Genomic DNA, 18,545 nt, shown 5'->3' on the forward strand with positions numbered 1-18,545 from the left:
AGCCCCCGTTATCGGGGGCTTCTTTTTTGGGGGCTCCGATAGCCGTCCATCGCCGGGCAGGTGGCAAAACGCCGCGGGATGGATTCCTGACTAGACTGCTCAGCAAGGCCGTCGCGGCGTTGCCGGCGGCGGTATCGGTCAGGGATTCGGAGCTCGCATGGACGACGAACCTGCTTTTTTCTCCTCTCTGCGGTCCTGGTTGCCCCTGCTGGTGGCGCTGGTCGTGTTCGCCGGGCTCGGCGGCCTGGTCGCCTGGCAGTGGCAGGCGCTGGAAGACAGCAACCGCCATGAGCAGGAGCAGCGTTTCGAACTGGCGGTGGACGACGTCGAGCAGAGCCTGCTCAACCGCATGCGGGCCTACGAGATGGTGCTGCGCGGCATGTCCGGGCTGTTCCTCGCCGATGCCGAGCCGGATGAGGAGGCCTGGCACCGTGCCGCCGACCAGTTGCGCCTGCAGGAGCGCTATCCGGGCATGCAGGCGCTGGGCTGGGGGCGCTATTTGCCGGGCAGCGGGCTGGATGCCTGGCTCGCCAGCGGTGCCGTGCGGATTTTTCCGGAGGGAAAGCGGGACGACTACGTGTTCGTCCGCTATATCCACCCGATGGACTGGCGCAATAGCCGCGTGCTGGGCTTCGATATGTTCAGCCAGGCCACGCGCCGGCAGGCTATCGAAGCGGCTCGCGACAGCGGCGAGGCGGTGTTGACCGGCCCGCTGCGGCTGCGCCAGGAAACCGAGCAGGATGCCCAGGGCGTGGTGCTCTACCTGCCGGTTTATCGCCCCAAGTCACCGATCACCACGCCGGAAGAGCGACGGGCAGCGCTGACCGGTACGGTCTATGGCGCATTCCGGGTCGACGACCTGTTGCGCGGCGTGCTGGGGGCCACCGGCACGCTCTATCACATCGAACTGTTCGACAGCGCGGCCACCGGCACGCCGTTGCTCCGCGCCCAGGAGGCGGGCCCGGAGTCGCCCCGCTTCCAGATGAGTCGCGATCTGAACCTCTATGGCCGCGACTGGCTGCTGACGGTCAGCAGTATGCCGGCCTACGAGCGTGCGCTGGGCGGGCGGCATCTGTCGTTCAGCCTGTGGAGTGGCCTGTTGGCGTCGGCCTTGCTGGCACTGCTGATCGGCGGCTACCTCTTCCTGCGGGAGCGGACGCTGGCCAACAGCCAATTGCTCGGCGAGCGCCTGCGCGAGCGCGAGGAACGCTTCCGCCTGGTGGTGGAGGCTTCGCCGAACGCCATCGTGTTGGTCGACAGCCGCGGCCGTATCGCCATGGTCAACCGGCAGACCGAGGTGATGTTCGGCTATTCCCGCGACGAGTTGCTCGGCCAGCAGGTGGAAATGCTGCTGCCCGATGCCGTACGCGCGGCGCACGTGGGGCTGCGCGAGAATTTCCAGAAGAGCCCGGAAACCCGCCGCATGGGCGGCAACCGCGAGCTGTTCGGGCAGCACCGTGACGGTCGCTCGATCCCGCTGGAGGTGGGCTTGTCGCCGCTGCGCAGCGGCAAGGATGTGCTGGTGCAGGCGGTGATCATCGACATCAGTGCGCGCAAGGCGGCCGAGGAGCGTTTCCGCCTGGTGGTGGAGGCCTCGCCGAACGCCATCGTGCTGGTCGACAGCCGAGGACGGATTGCCATGGCCAACCAGCAGACGGAGCAGATGTTCGGCTATTCCCGCGCCGATTTGCTGGGCCATCCGGTGGAGGTACTGTTGCCGTCCGCCTTGCAGGAAATCCACGTGGGCCTGCGCGAAGGCTATCTGCGTGCGCCGACCCCGCGGCGCATGGGCGGCAACCGCGAGCTGTTCGGGCAGCACCGCGACGGTCATTCGATCCCGCTGGAGGTGGGCTTGTCGCCGCTGCGCAGCGGCGACGACGTGCTGGTACAGGCGGTGATCATCGACATCAGTGCGCGCAAGGCTGCCGAGGAGCGCCTGCGCATCCAGGCCGAGCAACTGGCGGTGGCCAACCGCTACAAGTCAGAATTCCTCGCCAACATGTCCCACGAGTTGCGCACGCCGCTGAACAGCATCCTGATCCTCAGCGACCAGTTGAAGCAGAACAGCGCCGGCAACCTGAGCGAGAAGCAGATCAAGCACGCCGACATCATCCACCGGGCCGGTAGCGATCTGCTGCAATTGATCAACGACGTGCTGGATTTGGCGAAGATCGAGGCCGGACGCGTCCAGCTCAAGCTGGAGCCGGTGACCGTCCAGGACATGCTGGCGGAGCTGGATGCCAGCCTGCGGCCGATGGCCGAGCTGAAAGGCCTGCAGTTGCACAGCAGCGTCGACCCGGAGGTGCCGCGCGCCATCTACAGCGATCGTGGCCGGCTGCACCAGATCCTGCGCAATCTGCTGTCCAACGCGCTGAAGTTCACCGAACACGGCGAGGTGGCGTTGCGGGTGTCCTGCGGGCCTGGCCCGGACGATACGCGCCAGACCCTGCGTATCGAGGTCAGCGACACCGGCATCGGCATCCCGGTCGAGCAGCACGAGCGAATCTTCCAGGCGTTCCAGCAGATCGACGGTTCCACCAGCCGGCGCTTCGGCGGCACTGGCCTGGGGCTGGCGATCACCCGCCAGTTGGTGGATGTGCTGGATGGCGATATCCAGCTCGAGAGCACGCCGGGGGAGGGGTCGCGTTTCATCGTCAGGCTGCCGCTCATCCCGCTGCCGCAGGCCCAGGAGAGTACGGCTGGGAGCGGCCCGTTGCGCGCTGGCGAGGGGCCGGCGCTGCTGATCATCGAAGACGACGCCAATTTCGCCGCGGTGGTGGCCGAAGCGGCCCAGGCCCACGGCTTTTCCAGCGTGCTCTGCCAGACCGGCAGGCAGGCGCTCGACCTGCTCCAGCAGGAGCGTTTCGCCGCGATCATCCTCGACATCCTGTTGCCGGACGTCAGCGGCTGGCAAATCTACCGGCGCCTGCGCAGCCTGAACCAGCACCGAGGTACGCCAGTCCATATTATTTCCTGCGTACCGCAGCCACAGAACTGGCAGGACGACACCCATTATCTGGTCAAGCCGATCGACCGGGAGGCGCTGGAGCATGTGTTCGAGGACCTGACCCTGCTCAGCCAGACGCTGCCCTATCTGTTGCTGGTGGAGGATGTCGCGTGGGAGCGCGAACACTATGCCGGGCATCTCCGGCAACTGGGGTTCACCGTGGTCGCCGCGGGCACCGCCGAGGAGGCGCGGGAGGCCTATGGGCAGCATGCGTTCGCCGCCTTGGTGATCGATCTCGACCTGCCCGACCAGGACGGTTTCGATCTGTTGGAAAGCCTGCACCGGTTGCGGCCGCTGGAGAATGCGCGGGTGGTGATCAACACCGGCGTGGATGTCACCCAGCAGGCCCTGCAACGCCTGCGGCGCTATTCGGCGGTGGTGGTGCGCAAGGCGGGCGACGATCTCAGTGCGCTGAGCGCCGCGGTCCAGGGGTTCCTCTCCAGCGTGGGAGAGCCGGGCCCGATCGGGGAGGCGTTCAGCCCGTTGCAAGGGCGGCGGGTGCTGCTGGTGGATGACGATGTGCGCAACATCTACGCGATGAGCGCGCTGCTCGACGAGGTCGGCCTGCTGGTGACGCCGGCGCGGGACGGCCAGGAGGCCATCGAGCTGTTCCTGCGCGAGCCGTTCGACCTGGTCCTGATGGACATCGCCATGCCCAACATGGACGGCTACACGGCGATCCGCCTGCTCAAGGAAGAACACGGTTGCCGCATCCCGGTGATCGCCTTGACCGCGCTGGCGATGAAGGGCGACCGGGAGAAATGCCTGGAGGCCGGCGCGGACGATTACCTGGCCAAGCCCGTGGGGCGCCAGGAATTGCTCGATGTGCTGTATCGGTGGCTGGACAAACCGGGAGGTCGCGATGGTGCTAGCGCAGCTTAAGCCGGTGCCCAAGAACCAGGTTCTGCTGGTGGTGGATGACCGCGAGGAGAACCGGGTGGCCATGGAGGCGTTGCTGGGCGACGGCGATTGGGAGGTGCGCTGCGTCGATAGCGGCCAGGCCGCCCTGCGCTGTCTGCTGGAAGAGGACGTCGGGCTGGTGCTGCTGGACGTGCAGATGCCGGAGATGGACGGCTTCGAGGTGGCGCGCCTGATGCGCGGCAACCCACGGACCCGCTACACACCGATCATTTTCATTTCGGCCATCGCCCACACCCACGACTCGGTGTTGCATGGCTACGCCAACGGGGCGGTGGACTTCCTCCTCAAGCCGTTCGACCCACAGGTACTGCGCTACAAGATCAACGTGCTGCTGGAGCACGAACGCAACCGCCATGAGCTGCAGATGCTCAGCCAGCAGTTGGACAGTGCCCGTGCGTTCAACGCCTCGGTGCTGGAAAACGCCGCGGAAGGCATCCTGGTGGTGGATGACAAGGGCTGCATCGGCTTCGCCAACCCGGCCATGGCGCGCATGCTCGGCACCACGGTGGAGGCGTTGCGCGGCACGGCCCTCCTCGGTTACCTGGCGAGCCCGGACATGCCGCTGCGCTGGAGCGAGTCCGAGTTCTATCACCACTGGCGCCAGGGCGAGACCTACCGCCTGCACGACGCCGCCTTGCGTACCGGGGGCGGCGAGTTGCTGCCGGTGGCGCTGTCCTGCTCGCCGTTGCCGCAGTTGCAGCAGTCCATGGTGGTGATCGTCCTGGATATGTCGACGGTGCGCGACCTGCACGCCCAGCTCGAATCCCAGGCGATCACCGATGCCCTGACCGGCCTGCTCAACCGGCGGGGTTTTCACCAGGCACTGGAGTCGGTGCTGGCGCGGATCGAGCGCAGCAGCAACAGCGAACGCAACAACCGGCGCATGGCCTTGCTCTATGTGGACCTGGACGGCTTCAAACGCATCAACGACTCCCTCGGCCACGCCGCCGGGGACATGGTGCTGCGCCGGGTCGCCGATCAACTGCGCGCCTGCATGCGCCCTTACGACACCCTGGCGCGCATGGGTGGCGACGAGTTCACCGCCTTGCTCGATTCCCTCGGCCACCCGGAAGACGCCGCGCGGGTGGCGGAAAAGCTGATCGAAACCCTGTCGGGCCGTTATGAGGTGGACGGCATCGAGGTGACCATGGGCGCCAGCGTCGGCATCGCCTGTTTTCCCGAGTGTGGGCAGACGGTGGACGGCCTGCTCTGCGCCGCCGACATGGCCATGTACGAGGCCAAGCGGGCCGGGCGACAGCAGTATCGCTTCTTCTCCCCGGAGATGAACGGCCGGGCGCGCTCACGGCTGATGCTGGAAGAGAGTCTGCGCAGCGCCATCGAGCACGACGATTTCGTTCTCGTCTATCAGCCGCAGATTTACCTGGACAGCGGCCGCCTGCGTGGTTTCGAGGCGCTTTTGCGCTGGCAGCACCGGGTCGCCGGCACCGTGGCGCCCAGTGTGTTCATTCCGCTTTTGGAGGAGACCCGGCTGATCAACCGCCTGGGCGACTGGATTTTCCAGCATGGCATCGGCCAATGCCGGGACTGGCAGCCGGTGTTCGGCAACGGCCTGGTGATGAGCCTCAACGTTAGCCCGGTGCAGTTCAGCATGCCCAAGCTGGTCGACGACCTGCGCCGGGTGCTGGACGAAAAGGGCCTCGCGCCCGCCCAACTGGAGGTGGAGGTCACCGAAAGCGCCCTGATGCAGGACTTGGACGTGACCCGCGAGCAGTTGCGTCAACTGCGCGATCTGGGGGTACGCATCGCCATCGACGACTTCGGCACCGGCTATTCGTCGCTGGCCTACCTGCGCCACTTCGAACTGGACACGCTGAAGATCGACCGGCTGTTCATCTCCAACATGCTCGAATCGCCACGGGATGCGGCGGTGGTCAGCACCATCATCGACCTGGGCCGCCACCTCGGGCTGGAGGTGATCGCCGAAGGGGTGGAGACCCTGGAACAGCGCGACTGGTTGATTGCCCACGACTGCAACATCATGCAGGGCTACCTCGTCGCTCCGGGCCTGCCGGCCAAGGTGGCCGCGGTGTTTCCGCAGCAGTTGGACTGGAGCGCGCTGGTGGCCGGGGAGCGCGGAGCCGTGCGCTGAAGGTGATTGGCTTGTCGTAGGAGCCAGCTCTGCTGGCGATTCACGTGTTCGGCGATGCACCGAATCGCGAGCAGAGCTCGCTCCTACAGGTTTCCGAATTTCCGCGTAGGGGCGAATTCATTCGCCCGTCGTATAGAAAGCAAGCGCCGCGTTGCGAAGCCCCCACGCCGTTACTCGCCAGCGTGCAAGCGGTCGAGCAGGGCGTCCTTGTCTTCCCACAGGCGATTGACCCACTGCTGGAAGGCCAGGCGGTAGGCCTCGTCCTGGTCATAACTCTTGCCGATGAATTCGCGTGGGATCGACAGTTCTTCGAAACGCACCACCACCTCGTCGAGCCCGCCGCTGAGCAGCGTCCAGAAGCTCGGATTGCCGCTGGGGTAATGGATGGTCACGTTGACCAGCGATTCCAGTTGCTCGCCCATGGCATCGAGGACGAAGGCAATGCCGCCAGCTTTCGGCTTGAGCAGGTGGCGGAACGGCGATGCCTGTTCGGCGTGCTTCTCGGGAGTGAAACGGGTGCCTTCGAGGAAGTTGAAGATGCCCACCGGGTTGTGGCGGAACTTGGCGCAGGCGCGGCGGGTGGTGGCCAGGTCCTTGCCTTTCTTCTCCGGATGCTTGGCCAGGTAGGCCTTCGAGTAGCGCTTCATGAACGGGAACTCCAGCGCCCACCAGCACAGGCCGATCACCGGGACCCAGATCAGCTCCTGCTTGAGGAAGAACTTCAACGGTCGGATGCGCCGGTTGAGGATGTATTGCAGCACCAGGATATCCGCCCAGCTCTGATGGTTGCTGGTGACCAGGTAGGAGTGCTGGTAGTCCAGCGGTTCCAGGCCCTGGATATCCCAGCGGGTCCGCCGCACCAGGGTCATCCAGCCCTTGTTGCAGCTGATCCAGGATTCCTGGATGAAGCTCATCGCCACGTTGCACAGGCGCCGGGCCGGCCCGAAGGGCAGCAGAATCTTGAGCAGGGTGACGGCGAACAGGGGCCAACACCAGAACAGGGTGTTCAGCGCCAGCAGCAGGCCGGCGAGCACGCCGCGCAGGGCGGCGGGGAGAAAACTCAGCATGGTGCGCAGATGCCTTGACGAAGGGCGCCTGCCTGCGAAGCCGCGCCGTGGGTCGGGCCGCTGTGCTCCCTCACGGCGGCGAATCGGGCGCCAAGGTTAACGGTTGTGCACTGAACTGCAAGCGCCATCACAGACCGGCAAGTCACGTTTTCCGGGGCCTGCCGGGCTGCGGGCCACCTGCGAAGCGCCCGTCCGGGCGCCTCGCGGGAGCGGTTCATGGCTTGGCTGCGGCCTGGATGGCAGTCAGGGCGATGGTGTAGACGATGTCGTCCACCAGGGCGCCGCGCGACAGGTCGTTCACCGGCTTGCGCAGGCCCTGCAGCATCGGGCCGACGCTGATGCAGTCGGCACTGCGCTGCACCGCCTTGTAGGTGGTATTGCCGGTGTTCAGGTCGGGGAACACGAACACCGTGGCGCGGCCGGCCACCGGGCTGTTCGGGGCCTTCTGCCGGCCGACGCTTTCGATGGCCGCCGCGTCGTACTGCAGCGGGCCGTCGATCAGCAGGTCGGGGCGGCTGGAGCGGGCCAGGCGGGTGGCCTCGCGGACCTTTTCGACTTCCTCGCCGCTGCCCGAATCGCCGGTGGAATAACTGATCATCGCCACCCGCGGCGGAATGCCGAAGGCGGTGGCCGAGTCGGCACTCTGGATGGCGATCTCGGCCAGCTCGGCGGCGCTCGGGTCGGGGTTCACCGCGCAGTCGCCGTAGACCAGCACCTGGTCCGGCAGGAGCATGAAGAACACCGAGGACACCAGTTTGTAGCCGGGGGCGGTCTTGATCAGCTGCAGGGCCGGGCGGATGGTGTTGGCGGTGGTGTGGATGGCGCCGGACACCAAGCCGTCCACCTCATCCAGGGCCAGCATCATGGTGCCGAGCACCACGCTGTCCTCGAGCTGGGCGGCGGCCATGGGCGCGTTCAGCCCCTTGCCCTTGCGCAGCTCGACCATGGGCTCGACGTAGCGCTCGCGGATCAGGTCCGGGTCGAGGATTTCCAGGTCCGGCGGCAGCACGATGCCTTGCGCCTGGGCCACGCCGTGCACGGCTTCCGGCTTGGCCAGCAGCACGCAGCGGGCGATGCCGCGGGCCTGGCAGATGGCGGCGGCCTGTACGGTGCGCGGTTCGCTGCCTTCCGGCAGAACGATGCGCTTGTTCGCGGCCTGGGCACGCTTGACCAGTTGATAGCGGAACGCAGGCGGCGACAGGCGTAGTTCGCGCGGGGTGCCGCAGCGCTGGCGCAGCCATTCGTGCTCGATGTGGCTGGCAACGTATTCGGTGACGTTTTCCGCCCGTTCGCGGTCGTCCACCGGGATTTCCTTGTTCAGCCGGTTGAGGTTGGTGGCGGTGTCGTAGGAGCCGGTGGACACGGTGAGCACCGGCAGACCGCTTTGCAGGGCGCCCCGGCAGAGTTCCATGATGCGCGGGTCCGGCGGGAAGTCGCTGCACAGCAGCAGGCCGGCCAGGGGTACGCCGTTCATCGCGGCGAGGCTGGTGGCGAGGATGATGTCGTCGCGGTCGCCGGGGGTCACCACCAGCACGCCGGGTTTGAGCAGTTGCACCGTGTTGGGCACCGCACGGGCGCAGAGGACGATCTTCAGCACCCGACGCTGCTCGTAGTCGCCGGCATTCAGCACCCGTGCGCCGAGCAGGTCGGCAACGTCGCGGGTGCGCGGCGCGTTCAGCTCGTCGCGCCAGGGAATGCAGCCGATCAGGCGGAAGTCGTTGGCTTTCCTGAGCAGCGGCGAGACCTCCTTCAGACGGTTGGCGAAGGCATCCACGCCGTCGTCGCTGCGCACCTTGTTGAGGATCACGCCGAGCACCTTCGGGTCCTTCGGGCCGCCGAACAGCTGGGCCTGGATCTCGATGCGGTCGGACAGTTCGTTGAGCGTCTCGCTCTCCGGCGCCGACACCAGGATCACGTCGGCGTCCAGGCTCTTGGCCAGGTGGAAGTTGACCCGCGCGGCATAACTGGCGTGGCGGGTCGGCACCATGCCTTCGACCACCACCACATCGTTGCCCTCGGCCGCCTGCTGGTAGAGGCTGATGATTTCCTCCAGCAGCTCGTCCAGATGGCCGTCGCCGAGCATGTGCTCGACCTGGGACAGCGGCAGCGGCTTGGGCGGGGTCAGGCCGTGGGTACGGGCGATCAGTTCGGTGGAGCGTTCCGGCCCTTCGTCGCCGGGGTGCGGCTGGGCGATCGGCTTGAAGAACCCGACCTTGAGACCGGCGCGCTCCAGGGCGCGGACCAGGCCGAGGCTGATGGAGGTGAGACCGACACCGAAGCCGGTGGGGGCGATGAAGAAGGTATGCATGTCGTGTCCTTGTGGGCGCGTTTTTGCACGCCCGTACTGTTTTGGCGAGGCAGGCGGGTAGCGCGCCTCGCGGTTCTGCGGTCAGTGGTCGAGCAGCGCCAGGGTATCCAGCGCGATCTGCCGTTCTTCGTTGGTCGGTACGACCAGTACGCGGGGCGCTCCGTAAGCCTGGATGGCGCCGCCGACACCGCGCACGCAACGCGCATTGGCCTCGTTGTCCAAGGACAGGCCGAACAGCCGCAGGTGGGCCACTGTCTTGCTGCGCACCAGTGGCGAGTTCTCGCCGATGCCGCCAGTGAAGATCAGCCCGTCCAGTTGCGGCAGGGCGCAGCTCATGGCCGCCAGGGACTTCGCCAGGCGATAGCAGAACACCTCGATGGCCAGGGTGGCGCCGGCATGGCCCTGCTCGCGGGCCTTCTCCAGGCTGCGCATGTCGTTGGACAGCCCGGACAGCCCCTTGAGCCCGCTGTCGCGGTTGAGCATGCGGTCGATCTCTTCCAGGCTCCAGCCGAGCGTGCGGTGCAGGTGGCTGTGCAGGTTGGGGTCGACGTCGCCGCTGCGAGTACCCATCACCAGGCCCTCCAGCGGGGTCAGGCCCATGCTGGTGTCGCGGCTCTGGCCGTTGACGATGGCGCAGGTGGAACAGCCGTTGCCCAGGTGTGCCGACAGCCAACTGCTGTCGCCCACCGACAGACCGGCCATCTCCGCCGCGCGACGGCTGACGAAACGGTGGCTGGTGCCGTGGAAGCCATAGCGGCGTACGCCGTGCTCGCGGTACAGCGAATCCGGCAGGGCGTAGCGGTAGGCGTGCTCGGGCATGGTCTGGTGGAAGGCGGTGTCGAACACCGCCACGTGCGGCAGGTTGGCGAACAGCTTCATCGCCGCCTCGATGCCTTGCAGGTTGGCCGGGTTGTGCAGCGGCGCCAGCGGTGCCGTGGCGTTGATCGCCGCCAGCACTTTCGGGTCCAGGCGAGTGGCGGCGGTGAACAGCTCGCCGCCATGCACCACCCGGTGGCCGATGCCGTGCAGCTTGCCGCCGGCGGCGCCCTGCACCAGCGGCAGGAGTTGCGAGAGGGCGGTGCGGTGATCGCCGTTGGGAATGATCAGGCTGTCCCGCTCACCACTGCCGCGCTGCCAGTGCAGCACCGCATCCGGCGAGCCGAGGCGTTCGGCGATCCCGCTGAGGGGAAATTGGGAGTGGGCTTCGTTGACCAGGGCGAACTTGATCGACGAACTGCCGCAGTTGATCACCAGAATGTTTCGAGCGGGCATCAGGAATCCTTATCGTGCAGACCTTGCGCACACCAGCCGCAAGGGAACAAGTGGCCCCAATTGCGCGTGCCGCTGCGCCGGATCGATCACCCACGGACGCGATTGCCAGGGCGGTTGATGACGCAGATGCTGAGTATGGCCACAAGACAAGACTGCCACCCAATGACCGTCCTCATCCTGACGGAAGTCAACCAGCCGTGGTTCCGCCGCGTCCCGCCCGTCCGGGCTCGGTTCGCAATCCGCCGGGGCCGGGGTTACACTTGAACGCTCATCTTTCTTTAGCAAAAGGTTCTGCCCCATGCCGATCGCCCGCAACAAGGCCGTCTCTATCGACTATACCCTGACCAACGATGCCGGTGAGGTGATCGATAGCTCCGCTGGCGGTGCGCCGCTGGTCTACCTGCATGGTGCAGGCAACATCATCGTCGGCCTGGAAAAGGCTCTCGAAGGCAAGCAGGCCGGTGACGAGATCACCGTCGCCATCGAGCCGGAAGATGCCTACGGCGAATACAGCGCCGAGCTGGTCGCCACGCTGAGCCGCGCCATGTTCGAAGGTGTCGACGAGCTGGAAGTCGGCATGCAGTTCCACGCCTCCGGCCCGGACGGCAGCATGCAGATCGTCACCATCCGCGACCTGGAAGGCGACGACGTGATCGTCGACGGCAACCACCCGCTGGCCGGCCAGCGTCTAAACTTCCAGGTCAAGGTTGTCGATGTACGTGACGCCACCGCGGAAGAGATCGCCCATGGTCATATCCATGGGGAGGGTGGTCATCATCATTGATTCAGCTCTCGGCTCTGTATGACAAGTGTCTGCGCTCGGTGATGCTGCGTTAAAAACAGGCTCAGAATGCTCATTTACAGCTCGTAAAGTCGTATGCGACCCCAGTCGCTTCTTCGCCTGTTTTTGTGGAGCCGCCGAGGTCTTGCCTGACCTTCGCTCGACGACTTTTCATACAGAACCTAAGCTGAATTGACCGAGAAGGCGCCCACGGGCGCCTTTTTTGTCCGCCCGATTCGGCGAAAGCCGGGTGGTGGACCGATTGGTGCATTGGAATAGGGAGTCTCTCATGAGTGCATTTCACGATCTCACGCTGCGTGCGCTGGATGGCAAGGAACTGCCGCTCGCACCTTTCAAGGGCAAGTTGCTGCTGGTGGTCAACGTGGCCTCCAAATGCGGCCTGACGCCGCAATACGCGGGTCTGGAAAAGCTCTACCAGGCCTACCGCGACCGAGGCTTCGTGGTGCTCGGGCTGCCCTGCAACCAGTTCGCCGGCCAGGAACCGGGCAGCGAGGACGAAATTCGCGAATTCTGCAGCCTCAACTACGGCGTGAGCTTCCCGCTCGGCAGCAAGCTGGACGTGAACGGGCCGGGGCGGCACCCGCTGTATCGCCTGCTGGCTGGCGAAGGCGCCGAATTTCCCGGCGATATCACCTGGAACTTCGAGAAATTCCTCGTCGGCCCGGATGGCCGGGTGCTGGCGCGCTTCTCTCCTCGCACCGCCCCGGACGATCCCGCCTTGATCCAGGCCATCGAAAAGGCCCTGGGTTAAGCAGAGAGGCACCGCTTGTGTAGGAGCGAGCTCTGCTCGCGAAAGGCACTGCACCGGAGCTTCACCAGCAGAGGCGGCTCCTACATTTGCAAAGGTGCCTGCTTGGGAGTATGCCGCTCCGATCTTTTGACCCTTAATCACTCCCATCAATGATGCTGGGCGCGGCGAGACGACCGGTCATATGCTGCGCCCATGAACAGCAGCATTCGTAACGACAAGCGTGACCTGATCCTCGCCAAGGGTGCCGAGGTGATGACCCGTCGCGGCTATCACGGCACCGGCGTGCAGGAAATCGTCCAGGCCGCGAGTATTCCCAAGGGCTCCTTCTATCACTACTTCGCCAGCAAGGAAGACTTCGCCCTGCAGGCGTTGGAGTACCTCTACGGCCCGCGTCTGGAGCGCTATACCCAGGCGCTGGCCAACCCGGCGTTGAGCCCGCGCGAGCGTATCCTGGCGTATTACCGCGACCTGCAAGCCCATTTCAGTCGGCAGGAGCGGCTCGAGTATTACTGCTTCATCGGCAGCCTGAGCTTCGAAATGGCCGAGTTGTCCCCGGCCATCGCCGCCGAGGTCGACAGGATTCTGCAGCGTTCGGTGGACATCCTCCACGGTTGCCTGGAAGAGGCCCAGGCGGCTGGCGAGCTGCCTGCCGAGGAAGACTGCGCGAACCTCGCCATGTTCATCACCCAGGCCTGGCAGGGCGCGCTGACCCGGCTCAAGGTCGGTGCCGGCCTGCTTCCCGTGAACGCTTTCATCACCCGGCTGGAACGTCTGCTCCGGCCCTGAACTTTCATTTGCCCAACGACGAGACGACCGGTCATCTGGCCGGCCCGAGGAGACAGCATGACCGCTCAAGCCCTGTTCCAACCCTTCCGCCTTGGTGCCCTGGAGCTGCCGACCCGCGTGGTCATGGCGCCCATGACCCGCTCCTTCTCGCCGGGCGGCGTGCCCAACGCGCAGGTGGTCGAGTACTACCGCCGCCGCGCTGCCGCAGGGGTTGGTCTAATCGTCACCGAAGGCACCACGGTCGGCCATGCGGCCGCCAACGGCTATCCCAACGTGCCGCGTTTCTACGGCGAGGATGCCCTGGCCGGCTGGAAGCAGGTGGTGGATGCCGTCCACGCCGAAGGTGGCAAGATCGTGCCGCAGCTCTGGCACGTGGGTAATGTGCGCCGTCTCGGCACTGAGCCGGACGCCAGCGTGCCGGGCTATGGCCCGATGGAGAAACTCAAGGACGGCCAGGTGGTGGTGCACGGCATGACCAAGGCCGATATCCAGGACGTCATCGCCGCCTTCGCCCAGGCCGCGCGGGACGCCAAGGCCATCGGCATGGACGGCGTGGAAATCCACGGCGCCCACGGCTACCTGATCGACCAGTTCTTCTGGGAAGGCAGCAACCAGCGCACCGACGAGTATGGCGGCAGCCTGGCCAATCGCTCGCGCTTCGCCATCGAGCTGATCCAGGCGGTGCGTGCCGCGGTCGGCCCCGACTATCCGATCATCTTCCGTTTCTCCCAATGGAAGCAGCAGGACTACACCGCGCGCCTGGTGCAGACCCCCGAAGCCCTGGGCGAATTCCTCAAGCCGCTGTGCGAGGCCGGCGTAGATATCTTCCACTGCTCGACTCGCCGCTTCTGGGAGCCGGAGTTCGAAGGCTCCGACCTCAACCTGGCCGGCTGGACCCGCCAGCTCACCGGCAAGCCGACCATCACCGTGGGCAGCGTCGGTCTCGACGGCGAATTCCTGCAATTCATGGTCAACACCGACAAGGTGGCCCAGCCGGCCAATATCGAAGGATTGCTGCAGCGCCTGAACAAACAGGAGTTCGACCTGGTGGCCGTGGGCCGTGCCCTGTTGGTCGATCCGGACTGGGCGCTGAAAGTCCGCGACGGTCGTCTGCAGGACATCCTGCCGTTCAGCCGCGAGGCGTTGAAGACGCTGGCATGAGGTCAGCGCGTAGGGGCGAATTCATTCGCCCGGATTAACGGCCCCAACGGACTATCCCCTCTCCCGTTGGGGAGAGGGAGCGAAGCCAATCCCCGGGCACGTTTCCTAAAATCACCGCCAACCCGTAGGAGCCAGCTTTGCTGGCGAAATGTCGAAGAGCGGATTGCCCCTCCCAGTTCGCCTACCGAATCCTCTGATCCGCTCCGCCCGCCACCGGTATCTCCGTCGGTGCGGCGCGGGCGCTGTGCAGGTGTTGTTCGAACTGCCGGACGATGGCCGCCCAACCCTGGCGGTTGGCGTGCTGGCGGGCGTTCAGGCGGACCCGGCGCAGGGTTTCGTCATCTTCCAGCAGCCACCGCGCGGCATCGATGAATCCCTCTTCGTCGCCGGGCACCGCCAGCGCGCCGTTATGCCCGTGGCGGATGTGCTGGGCCGCCGCGGCTTGGTCGTAGGCCACCACGCCGAGGCCGGAGGCGAGGGCCTCCAGCACCACATTACCGAAGGTCTCGGACAGACTCGGGAAGAGGAACAGATCGCCCGAGGCATAGTGCTCGGCCAGGATTTCGCCCCGCTGCAGGCCACAGAACAGGGCGTCCGGTAGGGCCTGCTGCAAGGCCGCGCGCTGTGGGCCGTCGCCGACCAGGATCAGCTTCAGTCGGCGCTGTGGATAACGCTGCTGCAAGGCGCGGAAGCAGCGGTCGAGCAGGCCGAGGTTTTTCTCCGCCGCCAACCGGCCGACATGGATCACCGCGATGTCGTCTTCCCCCAGCCCCCACTGTGCACGTAGCGCGGCGCTGCGCCGCGAGGGATGGAACAACTGGCCATCGACGCCACGGGCGAGCAGGGCGATGCGTTCGAAGCCGCGACGTTCCAGCTCGATGCACTGGCTGGCGCTGGGGACCAGGGTCAGGCGGGTGCGGTTGTGGAACCAGCGCAGGTAATGGGTCACCAGCCGGGTCAGCAGGCCGAAGCCATAATGGCTGCTGTATTGCTGGAAATTGGTGTGAAACCCGCTGACCACCGGGATATCCAGTCGCCGCGCCGCGCGTAGCGCGGACAACCCGAGCGGGCCCTCGGTGGCGATGTAGAGCACGTCCGGGCGACGGCGCTTCCAGCGACGCAGCAGTTTGTGCATGGACGACTGCCCCCATTGCAGACCGGGATAACCCACCAGCGGCCAGCCTCGGGTCAGCAGCAGTTCATCGTCGCTGCGACAACCCTGGTCGGTGCTCTGCCGGGGGCGTACCAGTTGCAGGGTGTGGCCTTGCTCGCGCAGACCGGTGCAGAGGCGTCCCAGGGTATTGGCGACGCCGTTGATTTCCGGAGGGAAGGTTTCGCTGACGAGAGCGATGTGCAGGGGAGTCGGGCTCATGACGCCAGTCTCGACCGGCGCCATGTAGGCCCTGTGAAGGTTGTGTTACCGAATCGTGACGGCCTTGTCCCCGTCCTCGCGCACCCAGAACAGCGTCGCCCCGGCCACGGCCGCCGGCATCATCAGGATGTTGACGAAGGGAATCAGCAGCGCCAGGTACACCGCTCCGCCGAAACCCAGGCTCTGCCAGCGCTTCTCGCGCAGCCAGGCGAGCATCTCGTTCCAGCCCAGCTTGTGGTTGTCCGCCGGGTAGTCGATGTATTGCACGGCCATCATCCAGACGCCGAACAGAATCCAGAGCGGCGCGGCGATCAGGTTGACGCCGGGGATGAAGGAAAGAATCAGCAGGCCGATGGCGCGCGGCAGGAAGTAGCCCAGCTTGCGCAGTTCCCGGCCGATGGTGCGCGGTACCATGGCCATCAGCTCGGCCCAGCTGAACGGCGGGAAGTCGTCGCGGCCGCGGGCCACCACTTCCACCTTCTCGGCGAGAAAACCGTTGAACGGCGCGGCGATGAAGGTGGCCAGCAGGTTGAAGGTGAAGAACATGATCACCAGCACCAGCAGGACGAACAACGGCCAGAGGATGTACTGCAGAAAGCTCAGCCACTCGGGCAGGCTCGGCAACAGGCTGTCCACCCAGCCGCTGAATTGCTGTACCGCGAGCACGATCAGGCCGGTGAACAGAACCAGGTTGATGGTCAGCGGCAGCAGCACGAACAGCCGCAGGCCGGGACGCAGCACGAGTTTGAGGCCCTCGCTCAGGTATTGCGGGCCGGTCAGCGCGGAAGGGGGCATGGACGTCTCTCGCACGGTGGAAACGCGCCGACCTTACCGGCTTTGCGGATGCGTTGAAAGCCTCGGCGGATGATAGAGAAACGCGCAGTTGCGCTGCCGCTTGGCCTGGTACATGGCGCTGTCGGCCGCCTTGATCAGGCTTTCCGCGTCCTGCGCATGGGTGGGGAAGAGGGCGATGCCGACACTCGGCGTTACGAAGTCGATGACGTGTCCACCCAGCGTGAAGGGCGCATCCAGTACCTTCACCAGGCGCAGGGCAAGTCCGGAGGCCGAGTCGCTGTCCGAGCCGGGCAGCAGCAGGGTGAATTCGTCGCCGCCCAGGCGATAGAGCCGGTCCGGCTGGCGCAGCGCGCCGCGCAAGCGGTCGGCGATGGCCACCAGCAGGGCATCGCCGATGTCGTGGCCGAAGCGGTCGTTGACCTCCTTGAACCTGTCCAGGTCCAGGTACAGCAGGGCCAGCGAGGATTGCTGGCGTTGCGCGAGTTCCAAGGCGTCCTTGAGTTGTTCGCTGAAGGCCTTGCGATTGCCCAGGTTGGTCAGCGGGTCGCGGTAGGCCATGTCGAGCAACTGGTTCTGGTAGGCCATCTGCGCGGTGATGTCGCGCAGGATGCCGCGGAAGCCGGCGAACTGGCCCTGCATGTCCTGAATGATGGAAAAGCGCGTTTCGAAGTGGCCGAGATTGCCGTCGCGGCGCTTGAAGGACGAGGTGAAAATAGGCTTCCCCCCACGGAGCGCCTCGGCGAACTGTTTTTTTGCGCGCTCGACATCGGGGTCGCCGAGTATTTCGCGGTAGGAGCGGCCGACGATCTGGTCCGGGGAATAGCCGAACAGATCGCACAGGGCCTGGTTGGCTGCGCGCAGCGTGCCCTTGGCGTCGATCTCGAAATAGGCGTCCTGGATGCTGTCGAGGATCAGTCGGTCGCGGGCTTCGCTCTGTTGCAGGCGTTCGAGCATCCGGTTGAGTTCGCGGGAAAGCTGGCCCAGTTCGTCCTTGCCGAGATCGCCGATGCGGGCGGTGCGGGCATCGTGGCCGATAGCGGCGACTTCGCGATTCAAGCGCATGATGCGGCGCAGCACGCCGAACTCCAGGGCCAGGTAGGCCAGCAGCAAGGCGGCGATGGCCACGGAGACGGAGATATAGAGGAAGAAGTCGATCGCCTGCTTGCCCCCCTGGTACAGCACACGGGGCTTGGTCAGGCCGAAAAGCAGCTCCGGCTCGCCCGCGGCATTGCGGTAAAGCAGCTGCATCGATTGCGTTTGCGCTTCGATCCGGCGCGGGCTGATCTGGACCGGGGCGTTGTGGTCGCTGTCTTCGATCAGGAAGGGCCAGCCAATCTCGTTCTTGTCGGGCGGCAGCAGCTCCAGCTTCGCGTCGATCAGGCTGAGATGGATGTTCAGATGCTCGGTGCCGAGGAAACGCCCGGCGACGATGGCGCCCAGGGGCGGGGCCTTGGCCTGGTTGTCGGTGATGGCGGCCGAGACCAGGATCAGCGGCACGTTCCGGATCAGCGAGAGCAGGGCAACGCTGTGCAGAGGATCGCCCCGGTTGTCCACTGCACCGAGCCGCACGGCATGCAGGACGACGGCCTGTTGGAGCACGGCGGTGTCTATGTTCTGGGAGCTGGCGGCGCCTTCCAGCTCATGCTCGACCCAGCGCTCGGCCAGGACCTTCCCCGACGGATCGAGGTAGAGCATGAAGTCGAGCCCCATGTTGTGGACCGACTCCTCATCCAGGTTGCCTTCGATGAATTCGGGGTTGGGGTCGCGCACGTAATCCAGGCTTTCCGACCACCAGGCATAGCTGCGAGCCAGGTCCAGGGTATTGCCGGTTTCGAAGCGCATCAGGCTGTGCAGGCGAACCACTTCCTGGCGCAGGGCGGTGGCGTCCTGTTGGTCGAAACGTTTCAGCAGAATGCGATCGGCCAGTAGATAGACGGTCGCCAGGGTGAGCGTCGCGAGGGGGGCAAGCAGCCAGAACAACCGGTTGCGTAAAAGCATGCAGAGACCTGAGTCCGTCGTTGCAAGCAGTATAGCCAGCATCCGCTGAACAAATAGTAGGCACCTATTGGAGGAATTGAGAAAGGAAATTTCTTCAATCGACGGCGGGTGGCTACCCTGGCTCCACGTTTCGGACCCTTTCCCGTTTCCGGGCTGCCCACTCCTCAAGCCTTCCCCTAGTGCTTAGGGTCAGCC

At 65.5% G+C, this 18,545-nt stretch carries 12 protein-coding genes and 1 pseudogene; 6 read left to right on the top strand and 7 right to left on the bottom strand.

Going from position 1 to position 18,545, the window contains the following annotated elements; translation table 11 throughout:
• Positions 1–157: 157 nt before the first annotated feature.
• Positions 158–3,889: a CHASE domain-containing hybrid sensor histidine kinase/response regulator family protein gene (locus tag PIN01S_RS10465; RefSeq protein ID WP_084335607.1), complete on the top strand. Its 3,732-nt coding sequence runs from the start codon at positions 158–160 to the stop codon at positions 3,887–3,889.
• Positions 3,870–6,038, top strand: a complete 2,169-nt coding sequence (locus PIN01S_RS10470) for a putative bifunctional diguanylate cyclase/phosphodiesterase (protein WP_084335765.1) — start codon at positions 3,870–3,872, stop codon at positions 6,036–6,038. Before PIN01S_RS10465 ends, PIN01S_RS10470 begins: the two co-directional genes overlap by 20 nt.
• Before the next feature lie 170 nt (positions 6,039–6,208).
• Here PIN01S_RS10470 and yihG read toward each other — a convergent pair whose 3' ends face one another.
• The 4 genes and pseudogenes from yihG to PIN01S_RS10490 form a co-directional block, all read right to left on the bottom strand.
• The gene (gene yihG / locus PIN01S_RS10475; RefSeq protein ID WP_084335608.1) at positions 6,209–7,105 is read right to left on the bottom strand and encodes a 1-acylglycerol-3-phosphate O-acyltransferase, YihG family; all 897 of its coding nucleotides are present in this window, start codon (positions 7,103–7,105) and stop codon (positions 6,209–6,211) included.
• A 214-nt stretch (positions 7,106–7,319) separates the two neighbouring features.
• Positions 7,320–9,413: a phosphate acetyltransferase gene (gene pta, locus PIN01S_RS10480; RefSeq protein WP_084335609.1), complete on the bottom strand. Its 2,094-nt coding sequence runs from the start codon at positions 9,411–9,413 to the stop codon at positions 7,320–7,322.
• Positions 9,414–9,494: 81 nt separating this feature from the next.
• Positions 9,495–10,685: an acetate kinase gene (locus tag PIN01S_RS10485; protein WP_084335610.1), complete on the bottom strand. Its 1,191-nt coding sequence runs from the start codon at positions 10,683–10,685 to the stop codon at positions 9,495–9,497.
• Positions 10,685–11,015: pseudogene (locus tag PIN01S_RS10490) on the bottom strand (DUF3565 domain-containing protein). Before PIN01S_RS10490 ends, PIN01S_RS10485 begins: the two are co-directional and overlap by 1 nt.
• On the opposite strand from PIN01S_RS10490, the gene PIN01S_RS10495 reads away from it, so the two are divergent.
• The 4 genes from PIN01S_RS10495 to PIN01S_RS10510 all read left to right on the top strand — a co-directional run bounded on the left by PIN01S_RS10495 (position 10,984) and on the right by PIN01S_RS10510 (position 14,185).
• A complete protein-coding gene (locus PIN01S_RS10495) occupies positions 10,984–11,469 on the top strand; it encodes an FKBP-type peptidyl-prolyl cis-trans isomerase (protein ID WP_084335611.1) in 486 nt (161 codons plus the stop codon). The pseudogene PIN01S_RS10490 and the gene PIN01S_RS10495 overlap by 32 nt on opposite strands.
• Positions 11,470–11,755: 286 nt before the next feature.
• Positions 11,756–12,238 (top strand): glutathione peroxidase, encoded by a 483-nt coding sequence (locus tag PIN01S_RS10500; RefSeq protein WP_084335612.1) that lies wholly within the window; start codon positions 11,756–11,758, stop codon positions 12,236–12,238.
• Between the two features lie 192 nt (positions 12,239–12,430).
• Positions 12,431–13,024, top strand: a complete 594-nt coding sequence (locus tag PIN01S_RS10505; protein WP_084335613.1) for a TetR/AcrR family transcriptional regulator — start codon at positions 12,431–12,433, stop codon at positions 13,022–13,024.
• 57 nt (positions 13,025–13,081) lie between these two features.
• On the top strand, positions 13,082–14,185 hold the full coding sequence (locus PIN01S_RS10510; RefSeq protein WP_084335614.1) for an NADH:flavin oxidoreductase: 1,104 nt from the start codon (positions 13,082–13,084) through the stop codon (positions 14,183–14,185).
• Between the two features lie 181 nt (positions 14,186–14,366).
• On the opposite strand, the gene PIN01S_RS10515 is transcribed toward PIN01S_RS10510, so the two are convergent.
• The 3 genes from PIN01S_RS10515 to PIN01S_RS10525 are packed head-to-tail and all read right to left on the bottom strand — an operon-like array spanning position 14,367 to position 18,350.
• A complete protein-coding gene (locus PIN01S_RS10515) occupies positions 14,367–15,581 on the bottom strand; it encodes a glycosyltransferase family 4 protein (protein ID WP_084335615.1) in 1,215 nt (404 codons plus the stop codon).
• Positions 15,582–15,602: 21 nt separating this feature from the next.
• Positions 15,603–16,352 (bottom strand): sulfate transporter CysZ, encoded by a 750-nt coding sequence (cysZ, locus tag PIN01S_RS10520; protein WP_084335616.1) that lies wholly within the window; start codon positions 16,350–16,352, stop codon positions 15,603–15,605.
• Positions 16,353–16,385: 33 nt separating this feature from the next.
• Complete coding sequence (locus PIN01S_RS10525) at positions 16,386–18,350, bottom strand: sensor domain-containing diguanylate cyclase (RefSeq protein ID WP_084335617.1); 1,965 nt, start codon at positions 18,348–18,350, stop codon at positions 16,386–16,388.
• Between the last annotated feature and the right edge of the window lie 195 nt (positions 18,351–18,545).

The organism is Pseudomonas indica NBRC 103045 (assembly GCF_002091635.1).
In the GTDB taxonomy this organism is placed as follows: domain Bacteria; phylum Pseudomonadota; class Gammaproteobacteria; order Pseudomonadales; family Pseudomonadaceae; genus Pseudomonas_M; species Pseudomonas_M indica.

Bases quoted from the DNA above. Each gene is read 5' to 3' on its own strand.
- PIN01S_RS10465 (WP_084335607.1), top strand. From the start codon at position 158: ATGGACGACGAACCTGCTTTTTTCTCCTCTCTGCGGTCCTGGTTGCCC.
- PIN01S_RS10470 (WP_084335765.1), top strand. From the start codon at position 3,870: ATGGTGCTAGCGCAGCTTAAGCCGGTGCCCAAGAACCAGGTTCTGCTG.
- yihG (WP_084335608.1), bottom strand. From the start codon at position 7,105: ATGCTGAGTTTTCTCCCCGCCGCCCTGCGCGGCGTGCTCGCCGGCCTG.
- pta (WP_084335609.1), bottom strand. From the start codon at position 9,413: ATGCATACCTTCTTCATCGCCCCCACCGGCTTCGGTGTCGGTCTCACC.
- PIN01S_RS10485 (WP_084335610.1), bottom strand. From the start codon at position 10,685: ATGCCCGCTCGAAACATTCTGGTGATCAACTGCGGCAGTTCGTCGATC.
- PIN01S_RS10495 (WP_084335611.1), top strand. From the start codon at position 10,984: ATGCCGATCGCCCGCAACAAGGCCGTCTCTATCGACTATACCCTGACC.
- PIN01S_RS10500 (WP_084335612.1), top strand. From the start codon at position 11,756: ATGAGTGCATTTCACGATCTCACGCTGCGTGCGCTGGATGGCAAGGAA.
- PIN01S_RS10505 (WP_084335613.1), top strand. From the start codon at position 12,431: ATGAACAGCAGCATTCGTAACGACAAGCGTGACCTGATCCTCGCCAAG.
- PIN01S_RS10510 (WP_084335614.1), top strand. From the start codon at position 13,082: ATGACCGCTCAAGCCCTGTTCCAACCCTTCCGCCTTGGTGCCCTGGAG.
- PIN01S_RS10515 (WP_084335615.1), bottom strand. From the start codon at position 15,581: ATGGCGCCGGTCGAGACTGGCGTCATGAGCCCGACTCCCCTGCACATC.
- cysZ (WP_084335616.1), bottom strand. From the start codon at position 16,352: ATGCCCCCTTCCGCGCTGACCGGCCCGCAATACCTGAGCGAGGGCCTC.
- PIN01S_RS10525 (WP_084335617.1), bottom strand. From the start codon at position 18,350: ATGCTTTTACGCAACCGGTTGTTCTGGCTGCTTGCCCCCCTCGCGACG.